Annotated in this window: 12 protein-coding genes; 8 read left to right on the plus strand and 4 right to left on the minus strand. The window is 72.4% G+C overall.

The features are described from left to right. Positions 1-22: 22 nt before the first annotated feature. Positions 23-766 carry a polyprenol monophosphomannose synthase gene (locus LG395_RS26795; RefSeq protein ID WP_225811500.1) on the plus strand — a complete coding sequence of 248 codons (744 nt, stop codon included), beginning with the start codon at positions 23-25 and terminating at the stop codon, positions 764-766. A 12-nt stretch (positions 767-778) separates the two neighbouring features. Here LG395_RS26795 and LG395_RS26800 read toward each other — a convergent pair whose 3' ends face one another. Continuing rightward, positions 779-1,651 (minus strand): hypothetical protein, encoded by an 873-nt coding sequence (locus LG395_RS26800; RefSeq protein ID WP_171153665.1) that lies wholly within the window; start codon positions 1,649-1,651, stop codon positions 779-781. Positions 1,652-1,919: 268 nt separating this feature from the next. Here LG395_RS26800 and rplM point away from each other — a divergent pair, with 268 nt between their 5' ends. From rplM to glmM, 3 genes are all read left to right on the plus strand, one after another. After that, the gene (rplM, locus tag LG395_RS26805) at positions 1,920-2,363 is read left to right on the plus strand and encodes a 50S ribosomal protein L13 (protein ID WP_014674395.1); all 444 of its coding nucleotides are present in this window, start codon (positions 1,920-1,922) and stop codon (positions 2,361-2,363) included. Between the two features lie 42 nt (positions 2,364-2,405). Beyond that, entirely contained in the window at positions 2,406-2,918 is a 513-nt protein-coding gene (gene rpsI / locus LG395_RS26810) for a 30S ribosomal protein S9 (protein WP_003998795.1), read from the plus strand. Positions 2,919-3,098: 180 nt separating this feature from the next. Next, entirely contained in the window at positions 3,099-4,457 is a 1,359-nt protein-coding gene (glmM, locus tag LG395_RS26815; RefSeq protein ID WP_171153662.1) for a phosphoglucosamine mutase, read from the plus strand. Between the two features lie 10 nt (positions 4,458-4,467). Here the strand turns inward: glmM and LG395_RS26820 are convergent, their stop codons facing one another. Both LG395_RS26820 and coaA read right to left on the minus strand, forming a co-directional pair. Further along, the gene (locus LG395_RS26820; protein WP_171153660.1) at positions 4,468-5,397 is read right to left on the minus strand and encodes a DUF389 domain-containing protein; all 930 of its coding nucleotides are present in this window, start codon (positions 5,395-5,397) and stop codon (positions 4,468-4,470) included. Between the two features lie 22 nt (positions 5,398-5,419). Next, on the minus strand, positions 5,420-6,388 hold the full coding sequence (gene coaA / locus LG395_RS26825; RefSeq protein WP_171159798.1) for a type I pantothenate kinase: 969 nt from the start codon (positions 6,386-6,388) through the stop codon (positions 5,420-5,422). Between the two features lie 175 nt (positions 6,389-6,563). Here coaA and glmS point away from each other — a divergent pair, with 175 nt between their 5' ends. After that, positions 6,564-8,411, plus strand: coding sequence for a glutamine--fructose-6-phosphate transaminase (isomerizing) (glmS, locus tag LG395_RS26830; RefSeq protein WP_171153658.1), 1,848 nt, complete (start codon positions 6,564-6,566; stop codon positions 8,409-8,411). Positions 8,412-8,516: 105 nt separating this feature from the next. On the opposite strand, the gene LG395_RS26835 is transcribed toward glmS, so the two are convergent. Further along, positions 8,517-9,299, minus strand: a complete 783-nt coding sequence (locus LG395_RS26835) for an SDR family NAD(P)-dependent oxidoreductase (protein ID WP_171153656.1) — start codon at positions 9,297-9,299, stop codon at positions 8,517-8,519. A 99-nt stretch (positions 9,300-9,398) separates the two neighbouring features. Here LG395_RS26835 and LG395_RS26840 point away from each other — a divergent pair, with 99 nt between their 5' ends. The 3 genes from LG395_RS26840 (at position 9,399) to alr (ending at position 12,680) form a co-directional block, all read left to right on the plus strand. After that, positions 9,399-9,770, plus strand: coding sequence for a holo-ACP synthase (locus LG395_RS26840; RefSeq protein WP_103812811.1), 372 nt, complete (start codon positions 9,399-9,401; stop codon positions 9,768-9,770). Between the two features lie 52 nt (positions 9,771-9,822). After that, positions 9,823-11,262, plus strand: a complete 1,440-nt coding sequence (locus LG395_RS26845; RefSeq protein ID WP_225811501.1) for an NAD(P)H-hydrate dehydratase — start codon at positions 9,823-9,825, stop codon at positions 11,260-11,262. Positions 11,263-11,516: 254 nt separating this feature from the next. Beyond that, a complete protein-coding gene (alr, locus tag LG395_RS26850) occupies positions 11,517-12,680 on the plus strand; it encodes an alanine racemase (protein WP_171153653.1) in 1,164 nt (387 codons plus the stop codon). The last annotated feature ends 66 nt before the right edge of the window (positions 12,681-12,746 follow it).

The following is a 12,746-nucleotide window of genomic DNA, read 5'->3' on the forward strand; positions in this document are numbered from 1 at the left end:
CGCCCGCGGGGGAGGGGCACTGATGGCACAGGACGAGCTGCCGGTCACCGTGGTGATGCCGACGTACAACGAGGCGGCGAACCTGCCGGGGATGGCCGAGGCGGTGCTCGGGCTGCCGCTGGACGGGCTGCACCTGAAGGTCGTCGACGACTCCAGCCCGGACGGCACCGGGCGGATCGCCGAGGAGCTGGCGGCGGAGTACAACAGTGGCGGGCGGCACCGGATGAGCGTGTTGCACCGCACCGAGAAGGACGGGCTGGGACGGGCGTACACGGCGGGGATGTCCGCCGCGCTGGCGGAGGGAGCCGCGTACGTCGTCCAGATGGACGCCGACGGCAGCCACCCGGTGGAGGCCGTGCCCCGCATGCTGGAGGCGGCCCTCGCCTCCGGCGCCGGGCTCGTCGTGGGCAGCCGGTACGTCGAGGGCGGCTCGCTGGACGAGCGGTGGGGCGCGCACCGGGTGCTGCTGTCCCGCTTCGCCAACCGGTACGCCCGCGCCGTCCTCGGCACCGACATCCAGGACATCACGGCCGGCTTCAGCCTGTGGTCGGCGGCGACCCTCAGGGACGTGGACCTGGCGTCCCTGGACAGCGCGGGCTACAGCTTCCAGGTGGAGCTGAAGTACAAGGCGGTACGCGCCGGGCACACGGCGGTGGAGGTCCCGATCCGGTTCGCCGAGCGCACCGAGGGTGCCTCCAAGATGACCCTGCGCACCCAGCTGGAGTCGGCCGTGGTACCGCTGCGGCTCCGGCTGAAGCGGCGGTAGGCGCGCGCCCGGCTACCGGGCGGCGGCCGAGGCCTGGACCTGGCCGCGGCGGTGGATCTGGTTCGCGGTGAACTGGGCGAGGTCGTTGCCGGCGCCGAAGACCTTGGTGTCCTTGGTGGTGACGTCCTTGCCGCTGGTGAAGCCGGAGATCGTGAAGTAGGCGTAGCGGCCGTAGGAGTTCCTGGTCGAGCGGCAGAACGCGCCGTCGCAGAAGGGTTTGACGCCCTTGCCGAACAGCGAGCGGACGATGCTGCGGTCGTCGGTCTGGCCCTTGGCCTTGGCGGCCTTGTCCGCGTCGTCGAAGACGGCGACGCCGACGGTGACCGCGATGCCGCCGTTCGTGTAGGTCACGCGCATCAGGCGGGTGCAGCCGTTGCCGGTGAGGATCTTGGGGAGGGTGCCGCCGGCGGCGGAGGCGCAGCTCTTGGTGTCGGCCGTCGGGCCCTTCTTGTACACCGTGCCGTCCATGGTGAGCTGGGTGCCCGGGAACAGCGTGTCCGGGCTCAGCGGGGCGGTGTCCTTCTTGGCGCTGGATATGAAGTCCGTGGGGTCCAGCGGCGGCGGCGCGCTGGTGGGCGCGAAGGACGGCGTCGCGCTGCCCGTGCCGGGCAGCGATCCGCTGGCGGGCAGGTTGCCGGGACCGGCCTGCGGATCACCTCCGTTCGCGGAGACGACGGCCATGGCGACCGCGGTGCCTATCGCGACGGTGGCGAGCGCGCCGCCGGCTATGAACAGCACCTTGCGGCGCTTGTTCCGCGTCTCCGATGCCTCGGCGAGCGCGGCCCAGTCCGGCGTCCCGTCGTCGGATCCGCTGTTCCACGGCTGCTGGGAATTCGGTTTCCAGGGATCCCACTGAGACTGGGGTCCCCCCTGCCCGTAACTCATGGGGCGCATCTTAGACGGGGGGCCGCTGGTGCGGGGTCCCTCTGGCGGCCTGCCTCGTTTTGACCGGTACGGGGGCTGCCCGGTAACCTACTTCTTCGTTGTGTATTGGCTTGCTCATTCTCACGGGACGGGCCCTTACACCGGTCCACCGGGCCGATGACCAGCGACCCCACGCACGCGGTTTGCGTCGCCGCCGTGGGTCAAGGCTGTCGTGATCGTTTCGGTGACCTTGTTTAGGACCATTCACTCGAAGCGAAGGCTACGAACCGTGCGTACGTACAGCCCCAAGCCCGGCGATGTGACGCGCCAGTGGCACGTCATCGACGCTCAGGACGTTGTCCTGGGCCGTCTCGCCACCACCGCTGCGACCCTCCTGCGGGGCAAGCACAAGCCGATCTACGCGCCGCACGTCGACGCTGGTGACTTCGTCATCATCATCAACGCCGACAAGGTGCACCTGTCCGGCAACAAGCGGACCCAGAAGATGGCGTACCGCCACTCCGGTTACCCGGGTGGTCTGCGCTCCGTCCGCTACGACGAGCTGCTCGACAAGAACCCCGAGAAGGCCATCGAGAAGGCCGTCAAGGGCATGCTCCCCAAGAACTCCCTGGGCCGTCAGATGCTCTCGAAGCTGAAGGTCTACAAGGGTGACCAGCACCCGCACGCTGCCCAGCAGCCGGTGCCGTTCGAGATCACCCAGGTCGCGCAGTAAGTCCGGCCACCCCCTAAGACTGAAGAGAATCTGAGGAGAATCGTGGCCGAGACCACTGCCGAGCAGCCGCTCGAAGAGCTTGACATCGACAGCTACACCACCGAGTCCGAGGTTCCCGTCGAGGGCGAGTACACCTCGGAGTCCCTGGCCTCCCGCTTCGGCGAGCCGCAGCCGGCCGCCGGCCTGGGCCGCCGCAAGAACGCCATCGCCCGCGTCCGGATCGTCCCGGGCACCGGCAAGTGGAAGATCAACGGTCGCACCCTCGAGGACTACTTCCCGAACAAGGTGCACCAGCAGGAAGTCAACGAGCCGTTCAAGGTCCTGGAGCTCGAGGGCCGTTACGACGTCATCGCCCGCATCGCGGGTGGCGGTGTCTCCGGTCAGGCCGGTGCGCTCCGTCTCGGTGTCGCCCGCGCGCTGAACGAGGCCGACGTCGACAACAACCGCGGCCCGCTGAAGAAGGCCGGCTTCCTGCGCCGCGACGACCGCGCGGTCGAGCGGAAGAAGGCCGGTCTGAAGAAGGCCCGCAAGGCCCCGCAGTACAGCAAGCGCTAATCAGCAGCTGCCTCTGCTCGTACTCCGAACGCCCCGGCGGCACGCCATCTGTGCCGTCGGGGCGTTCGTTTATCCCAGCCAAGGGCGTATAACGACACAAGACGCTCAAAGGCTTGTGTGATCGGATGTCATGGCGTCTGCCATCATCCGGGCAGCAAGGACGCTTCCTCAGGAGGACAAGTGGGACGACTCTTCGGCACGGACGGCGTGCGCGGTGTCGCCAACGCGGATCTGACGGCCGAGATGGCGCTCGGCCTCTCCGTCGCCGCGGCGCACGTGCTGGCCGAGGCGGGCACCTTCGAGGGCCACAAGCCGACGGCGGTGGTCGGACGGGACCCGCGCGCGTCCGGGGAGTTCCTGGAGGCCGCGGTGGTCGCCGGTCTGGCCAGCGCCGGGGTGGACGTCCTGCGCGTCGGCGTGCTGCCGACGCCCGCGGTGGCACACCTGACCGGAGCGCTCGGCGCCGACCTCGGCGTGATGCTCTCCGCCAGCCACAACGCCATGCCGGACAACGGCATCAAGTTCTTCGCCCGCGGCGGCCACAAACTCGCCGACGAGCTGGAGGACCGGATCGAGGCGGTCTACCACGCGCACCGGCACGGCGAGCCGTGGGAGCGTCCGACGGGTGCCGGGGTCGGGCGCGTGCGGTCGCACGAGGAGGGCTTCGAGAGTTACGTCGCCCACCTGCTCGCGGTGCTGCCCAACCGGCTCGACGGGCTGAAGATCGTCCTGGACGAAGCGCACGGCGCGGCCTCGGGGGTCTCGCCGGAGGCGTTCGCCCGGGCCGGTGCCCAGGTCGTCACGATCGGCGCCGAGCCGGACGGCCTCAACATCAACGACGGCTGCGGCTCGACCCACCTGGACAAGCTCAAGGCCGCGGTCGTCGAGCACGGCGCGGACCTCGGCATCGCGCACGACGGCGACGCCGACCGCTGCCTGGCCGTGGACCACACCGGTGCGGAGGTCGACGGCGACCAGATCCTCGCGGTGCTCGCGCTGGCGATGCGGGAGCGTTCCGCACTGCGCTCCGACACCGTCGTCGCGACCGTGATGTCCAACCTCGGCTTCAAGCTGGCCATGGAGCGCGAGGGCATCCGGCTCGTGCAGACCGCCGTCGGCGACCGGTACGTCCTGGAGGAGATGAAGGAGCACGGCTACGCCCTCGGCGGCGAGCAGTCCGGGCACGTCATCATCCTCGACCACGCGACCACCGGGGACGGCACGCTGACCGGCCTGCTGCTGGCGGCGAGGGTCGCCGAGACCGGCCGTACGCTGCGGGAGCTGGCGTCCGTCATGGAGCGGCTGCCGCAGGTGCTGGTCAACGTGCCCGACGTGGACAAGTCGCGGGTGCGCACGTCGGCCGATCTCGCCGCCGCCGTGTCCGAGGCCGAGCGGGAACTCGGGGAGACCGGGCGGGTGCTGCTGCGTCCTTCCGGTACCGAGCCGCTGGTGCGGGTGATGGTCGAGGCCGCCGACATCGAGCAGGCGCGCTCCGTCGCCGGGCGGCTCGCCGACGCGGTGAAGTCGGCCCTCGGGTAGTCCCGCGGGCTCAGGGACGGCGCCGGCGCCGCTTCCACAAGGACTTCTGTGCGAGCAGGGTGAGCGTGCCGGCCAGGACGATGCCCAGCAGGTTCAGCAGGAGCTGCTCGGAGGAGCGCGCGGCCTGGTGGGTGTCGTCGTAGATCAGGGCCACGGCCGCGTTGGCGGCCGCGGGTACGGTCGTCACCGAGATGGCGACGCCCACCAGGGCCCCGGACTTGGCCGACGTCAGCGACAGCGTGCCGGCGATGCCCGCGAGCACGGCGACGACGAACGAGAACCAGTCCGGTGCGTAGATGAAGCCGGTGTTGGGCCGGTCGGCCTCCAGCCGGGCCTTGCTGAACAGGCCGACCGCGTCCATCAGCAGACTGAACCCCGCGGTCACCGCCATCGCCAGCGCGAAGCCCACCAGCAGTGCGGTCAGCGAACGCCACGCCAGGCGCGGCCGGCGCCGCACGAGGGCCGTGCTGATGCCGGCCAGCGGGCCGAACTCCGGTCCCACGGCCATCGCGCCCACGATCAGGATGGCGTTGTCCAGCACGACACCGCAGGCGGCGATCATCGTGGCCAGGGTGATGAAGGCCGCGTAGGTGACCGACAGCGTCGACTCCTCGTGGGTGGCCTCGGTCAGGCCCTCCCACAGCACCGCGTCCGCGCCCTCGCCCGGCGCCGCCTCCTCGGCCTCGTCGGCCCGCCGGGACAGGGAGAGGTCGATGGTGTCCACGGCGATCGAGCCGGTGTCGTCCAGGCCGAGGCGGCGCAGCCCGGCGATGAGTCCGTCACCCGCCTCGCGGGCCACGTCGCACAGGACGACGTCGCCGGCGGGGTCGCGGGCGGCGCCGGGCAGGACCACCAGATGGGTGGTGCCGACCGTGGACTCGATCAGGCGGACCACCTCGTCGGTCCGCTCGGCCGGGGTGATCAGGCGCAGGTGCAGCATGGCCCCCATCCAACACGTACCGCTACAGCTTGCGGAGCCTGAGGCGCTGGACCTTGTGGTCCTGGCCCTTGCGGAGGATGAGGGTGGCCCGGCCCCGGGTCGGGGCGATGTTCTCCACCAGGTTGGGCTTGTTGATGGTCCGCCAGAGCGTGCGGGCGTAGTCCAGGGCCTCCTCCTCGGAGACCTGGGTGTACTTGCGGAAGTACGAGTTCGGGTTCTGGAACGCCGTCTGGCGCAGCTTCTTGAAGCGGCTGAGGTACCAGCTCTCGATGTCGTCGGCGCTCGCGTCGACGTACACGCTGAAGTCGAAGTAGTCGGCGAGACCGACCCGGGTGCGGCCGTCCTTGCCGGGCAGGGCGGGCTGGAGGACGTTCAGGCCCTCCACGATCAGGATGTCCGGGCGGCGGACGGTGAGCTTCTCGCCGGGCACGATGTCGTAGATGAGGTGCGAGTAGACGGGCGCGGACACCTCGTCCTTGCCGGCCTTGATGCCGGCGACGAAACGGGTGAGGGCCCTGCGGTCGTAGGACTCGGGGAAGCCCTTGCGCGACATCAGGCCCCGGGCCTCCAACTCCCTTGTGGGCAGCAGGAATCCGTCCGTCGTGACCAGCTCCACGCGCGGGTGCTCGGGCCAGCGGGAGAGCAGCGCCTGGAGCAGGCGGGCGACCGTGGACTTCCCCACGGCGACCGAGCCGGCGACCCCTATGACGAACGGGGTGCCGGACTGGGAGCCCTTCTCCCCGAGGAAGGTGTTCAGCGCGCCCCTCAGGCCGTCCGTGGCGCCGACGTAGAGATTGAGGAGCCGGGAGAGCGGGAGGTAGATGTCCCGTACCTCGTCCAGGTCGATGACGTCGCCGAGGCCGCGCAGCTTCTCCACCTCCTCGGCGGTGAGCGGCAGCGGCGTCTTGTCGCGCAGCGCGCTCCACTCGGCGCGGGTGAGATCGACGTAGGGAGTCGCCTCCGGCCTGTGCCGGTGGGCGCTCCGGGGCATCGAGGAGACCGGTGAGATCACAGTCCATTGTTAACGGAGTTTGAACGGCACGGCGGGTGGGGTCCGTCACGCGGCCCGTTCCGGCCGCCACGGGCCTTCGTACGACGGTGGTAATTTCCGATTTCGGGCATGCGGAGGCGGTTTTCGATCGTTGTCGGCCCGTAGGCTGCCGCTCATGTGCGGAATCGTGGGATACGTAGGGTCGCAGTCGGCGCTCGATGTCGTGATGGCCGGGCTGAAGCGGCTGGAGTACCGGGGTTACGACTCGGGCGGTGTCGCCGTACTTTCGGACGGCGGGCTGGCCGCCGCGAAGAAGGCCGGCAAGCTGGTCAACCTGGAGAAGGAACTGGTCGAACGGCCGCTTCCGGCCGGTACGACCGGCATCGGACACACGCGCTGGGCCACGCACGGCGGCCCCACGGACGCCAACGCGCACCCCCACCTGGACAACGCGGGCCGGGTCGCGGTGGTCCACAACGGCATCATCGAGAACTTCGCGGTGCTGCGCGCCGAACTGGCCGAGCGCGGCCACGAGCTGAACTCCGAGACGGACACCGAGGTCGTCGCCCATCTGCTGGCCGAGGAGTTCTCGGCGACCGCCGACCTCGCCGAGGCGATGCGGCTGGTGTGCCGGCGCCTGGAGGGCGCGTTCACGCTGGTCGCGGTGCACGCCGACGATCCGGACGTGGTGGTCGGCGCCCGCCGGAACTCCCCGCTGGTGGTGGGCGTCGGAGAGGGCGAGGCGTTCCTGGCCTCCGACGTCGCCGCGTTCATCGCCCACACGCGCTCGGCGGTCGAGCTGGGCCAGGACCAGGTGGTGGAACTGCGGCGCGACGGCGTCACGGTCACGGGCTTCGACGGCCGCCCGGCCGAGGTCCACTCCTACCACGTGGACTGGGACGCCTCGGCGGCCGAGAAGGGGGGCTACGACTACTTCATGCTCAAGGAGATCGCCGAACAGCCCAAGGCGGTCGCCGACACCCTGCTCGGGCGCATCGACCCGTCCGGCTCGCTGACCCTGGACGAGGTGCGGATCAGCCCCTCCGAGCTGCGCGAGATCGACAAGGTCGTCATCGTGGCGTGCGGTACGGCCTTCCACGCGGGCATGATCGCCAAGTACGCCATCGAGCACTGGACGCGCATCCCGTGCGAGGTGGAGCTGGCCAGCGAGTTCCGCTACCGCGATCCGATCCTGGACGGACGGTCGCTGGTGATCGCCATCTCCCAGTCGGGCGAGACCATGGACACCCTGATGGCGCTGCGGCACGCCCGCGAACAGGGCTCGAAGGTGCTGGCGATCTGCAACACCAACGGCTCGACGATCCCGCGCGAGTCGGACGCGGTGCTCTACACGCACGCGGGGCCCGAGGTCGCCGTCGCCTCCACCAAGGCGTTCCTGACCCAGCTGGTCGCCTGCTACCTGGTCGCGCTCTACCTGGGCCAGGTCCGGGGCACCAAGTGGGGCGACGAGATCCAGGCCGTGATCAAGGACCTGTCCCGCATCTCCGAGGAGGTCGAGCGGGTCCTGGAGACCATGGAGCCGGTACGGGCGCTGGCGCGGACGCTGGCCGACAAGGACACGGTGCTCTTCCTCGGCCGGCACGTGGGCTACCCGGTGGCCCTCGAAGGCGCGCTCAAGCTGAAGGAGCTGGCCTACATGCACGCCGAGGGCTTCGCCGCCGGCGAGCTGAAGCACGGACCGATCGCGCTGATCGAGGAGGACGTGCCGGTGGTCGTCGTCGTCCCGTCCCCGCGCGGCCGGTCGGTCCTGCACGACAAGATCGTCTCCAACATCCAGGAGATCAGGGCGCGGGGCGCGCGGACGATCGTGATCGCGGAGGAGGGCGACGAGGCGGTCGTGCCCTACGCCGACCACCTGATCCGCATCCCCGCCACGCCCACCCTGCTGCAACCGCTGGTGGCCACGGTCCCGCTCCAGGTCTTCGCCTGCGAGCTGGCCACGGCCCGGGGCAACGAGGTGGACCAGCCCCGCAACCTGGCCAAGTCGGTCACGGTGGAGTGAGGGGGCGGGGCCTCGTCGAGCGGGGCCCCGCCGGGCGCGGCTGCGTGGAGCGCGGCCCCGCCGGGCGCGGCTGCGTGGAGCGCGGCTCCGTCGTGCGCCGCTTCGTCAGTGGACGGAGAAGCCGCCGTCCACGTGGATCGACTGGCCCGTGACGTAGGAGGAGGAGCGGCCGGCCAGGAACACGGCCGCGCCCGCGAAGTCCTCGGCGAGACCGTTGCGGCCGGTCATCGTGCGCGCGGCCAGGGCCGCCACCTTCCCCGGGTCGGACTGCAGCCGCCTGTTGAGCGGTGTCAGCACGAAACCCGGCACCAGGGTGTTGCAGGTGACGCCGTGCGGCGACCACGCCTCGGCCTGGGAGCGGGCCAGGGACTCCAGGCCCCCCTTGGAGACGCCGTAGGCGCCGCTCTGCACGAAGGCGCGGTGCGCCTGCTGGGAGGTGACGTGGATGATCCGCCCGAAGCCCCGCTTCGCCATGCCGGGACCGAACCGCTGCCCGAGCAGGAACGGGGCCTCCAGGTTCACCGCCATGGTGGTGTCCCAGACGTCCTCGCCCAGCGCGTCCATCGGCGGACGGAGGTTGATCCCGGCGGAGTTGACGAGGATGTCGGGCTCGCCGAAGACGGCCGCGGCCTCCTCGGCCGCCGCGCGCACCCCGTCGCGGGTGCCCAGATCGCCACTGACCCAGGCGGCCCGGCAGCCGTCCGCCGCCAACTCCCTCACGGTGGCGTCCAGTTCGGTCTTCCGCCGGGCCACGATCACCACCTTCGCCCCGGCCCGGGCCAGCGCCCCGGCGATGGCCCGCCCGATGCCGGAACTGCCTCCGGTCACCACGGCGACCCGGCCGTCCAGGGAGAAGAGGTCGGAGAGATAGGCACGCGAGGACGTCATGCCGGAAGCGTAGAGGTCTGGCTGCGGCGGCCGTGCGGCGCCCGGGGTCCGACGTGGTGTCGCCGCGCCGCCCGTCACCGGGGTCGTAGGGTGCTCGGCATGAGCATCATCGGGGTGGGCATCGACGTCGCCGAGATCGACCGGTTCCGGGCGTCCCTGGAGCGGACGCCGGGCCTGGCCGACCGGCTGTTCGTGGAGCGGGAGCTGCTGCTGCCCAGCGGGGACAGGCGCGGCATCGCCTCGCTCGCGGCCCGGTTCGCCGCCAAGGAGGCCCTGGCGAAGGCGCTGGGCGCGCCGCCGGGGCTGCAGTGGACCGATGCCGAGGTGTACGTGGAGGACACCGGGCAGCCACGGCTGCGGGTGAAGGGGACCGTGGCCGCGCGGGCCGCCGAGCTGGGCGTGCGGGCCTGGCACGTGTCGCTCAGTCACGACGCGGGCGTGGCCTCGGCCGTGGTGGTGGCGGAGGGCTGACCGGGCCCGTGCCGGGTGTGGGCGACGGGGGTTACGGGGCAGACTCGGTGCCATGCGTACTGCGTACAGCGTGGAGACGGTAAGGGCCGCCGAGCGGGCGTTGATGGCACGGCTGCCGGAGGGCGCGCTGATGCAGCGGGCCGCCGCCGGGCTGGCCGCCGCCTGCGCCGAACTGCTCGGGCGGGTGTACGGCAGCCGGGTGGTGTTGCTCGTCGGCAGCGGGGACAACGGCGGGGACGCCCTGTACGCCGGGGCCCGGCTGGCCCGGCGCGGCGCCGGGGTGACGGCCGTCCTGCTCACGCCCGACCGTGCCCACGGCGGCGGACTGGCCGCCTTGCGGCGGGCGGGCGGCACGGTGGCCACCGCGGACCCCGCCGCCGCGGACGAACTGGTCCTGCGGGCCGACCTGGTGGTGGACGGGATCGTCGGCATCGGGGGCAGGGGCGGGCTGCGGCCGGACGCCGAGCGGCTCGCCGGGGTGGTGGCGCGGTCCCGTGCCGCCGTCGTGGCCGTGGACCTGCCCAGCGGCGTCGACGCGGACACCGGGGAGGTGCGGGGGGCCGCGCTGCGGGCCGATCTGACCGTCACCTTCGGCGCGTACAAGCCGGGGCTGCTGGTGGATCCCGCGCGGGAGTACGCGGGAGTGGTGCGGCTCGTCGGCATCGGCCTGGAACCGCCGCCCGCCGACGCCGTACTTGAGGCCCTGCAACACGCCGATGTGGCACGGCTGTTGCCGCAGCCGACGGGGGAGAGCGACAAGTACCGGCGCGGGGTGGTGGGGATCGCCGCCGGGTCGGCCCGCTATCCCGGGGCGGCCGTGCTCGCGGTGTCGGGCGCGCTGCGGGGCGGGGCCGGGGCCGTGCGGTACGTCGGGCCGGCCGGGGACGCGGTCATCGCGCGCTTCCCGGAGACCCTCGTCTCCGACGCCGGGCCCGCGAAGGCCGGACGGGTGCAGGCCTGGGTGGTCGGGCCGGGCGCCGGGGACGACGCGGCCACCGTCGCCGAGGTGCTGGAGGCGGACGTGCCGGTGCTGCTGGACGCGGACGGGCTGCGGCTGGCCGACCGGGACGCGGTGCGCGGGCGTACGGCGCCGACGCTGATGACCCCGCACGCGGGGGAGGCCGCCGCACTGCTGGGGGTGCGGCGCGAGGAGGTCGAGACGGCCCGGCTGGCCGCGGTGCGGGAGCTGGCGGCGGCGTACCGGGCGACCGTGCTGCTGAAGGGTTCGACGACACTGGTCGCCGGCTTCGCGGGCGGACCGGTGCGGGTGAACGCCACCGGGACGCCCTGGCTGGCCACGGCCGGGAGCGGGGACGTGCTGTCCGGGCTGGCGGGTTCCCTGCTGGCGGCGGGCCTGCGGGCGGCGGACGCCGGGAGCGTGGCGGCGTACCTCCACGGCCTGGCGGGCCGCTTCGCCGCGGAGGGCGCGCCCACGGGGGCCCATGACGTGGCGTCACACATCCCGAAGGCCTGGAGGGACGTACGGAACTGACCGTCCCCGCCACGGCACGGCCGACGCCGGCGCGCCCCCCCCGCGCGCGGGGAACCGCGCGCCCGGCCGCACGCGCCGGCGGCCTGGCGACGGCCGGGGCGGCGCACGGGGGTGGACGGTGGCACAACTCCCAGGGGCCGCGGGGAACCGCGCGCCCGGCCGGCAGGCGCCCCCAGCCCGATCGCGGCCGGAGACGTGACCGCGGGACCCGGCCCGCGTCCCGCGGAGGACGGCTCTGAGAGACTGGGGGTGCCATGACTGAGACACCAGCTGTGCCGACCGCCGCCCTGCGCGCCCGCGCCGAGATCGATCTGGGCGCCCTGCGCGCCAATGTGCGGGCCCTGCGCGCCCGGGCGGGGAGCGCCGCCGTGATGGCCGTCGTCAAGTCCGACGCGTACGGCCACGGCGCGGTGCCGTGCGCCCGCGCCGCCCTCGCGGCGGGCGCGAGCTGGCTCGGCACTGCCACGGCCGAGGAGGCCCTCGCGCTGCGCGCGGCCGGGCTCCCCGGCCGCGTCCTGTGCTGGCTGTGGGTGCCGGGCGGGCCCTGGCGGCAGGCGATCGAGGCCGACATCGACGTCTCGTTGAGCGGCATGTGGGCCCTGCGGGAGGTCGTCGAGGCCGCCCGGTCGGCGGGCCGCCCCGCGCGTGTGCAGCTCAAGGCCGACACCGGACTCGGCCGCAACGGCTGTCAGCCGGGGGAGGACTGGTCCGAGCTGGTCGGTGCCGCCCTGCGCGCGCAGGCCGAGGGGCTGGTCCGCGTCACCGGTGTGTGGTCGCACTTCGCGTGCGCCGACGAGCCGGGGCACCCGTCCATCGCCGCCCAGCTCACCCGGTTCCGGGAGATGCTGGCGTACGCCGAGGCTCGGGGTGTACGGCCCGAGGTCCGGCACATCGCCAACTCGCCGGCCACCCTCACCGTGCCCGAGTCCCACTTCGACCTGGTCCGCACGGGCATCGCCCTGTACGGCATCTCGCCCAGCCCGGAGCTGGGCACCCCGGCGGACTTCGGGCTGCGCCCGGTGATGACGCTCAGCGCCTCGCTGGCCCTGGTCAAGCGCACCCCGGCCGGACACGGCGTCAGCTACGGCCACCACTACGTCACGCCCGGCGACACCACGCTCGCCCTGGTGCCCGTCGGCTACGCGGACGGCATCCCGCGGCACGCCTCGGGCACCGGTCCGGTGCTGGTCGGCGGCAAGTGGCGGACGATCGCGGGGCGGGTGGCCATGGACCAGTTCGTGGTGGACCTGGGTGGTGACGAGCCGCCGGTAGGCAGCGAGGCCGTGCTGTTCGGTCCCGGTGACCGCGGTGAGCCCACGGCCGAGGACTGGGCGCAGGCCTGCGGCACGATCGCGTACGAGATCGTCACACGCATCGGAACGCGCGTTCCGCGCGTCTATGTCAACGCGTCGATGTGAACGCGCCCAGGTGAACGCGTCCACCGTGTCCAGGTGAGCGCCTTCACGTGAACGCGCGGGAACTCG

The organism is Streptomyces spinosus, assembly GCF_020400655.1.
GTDB lineage: Bacteria > Actinomycetota > Actinomycetes > Streptomycetales > Streptomycetaceae > Streptomyces > Streptomyces argyrophylli.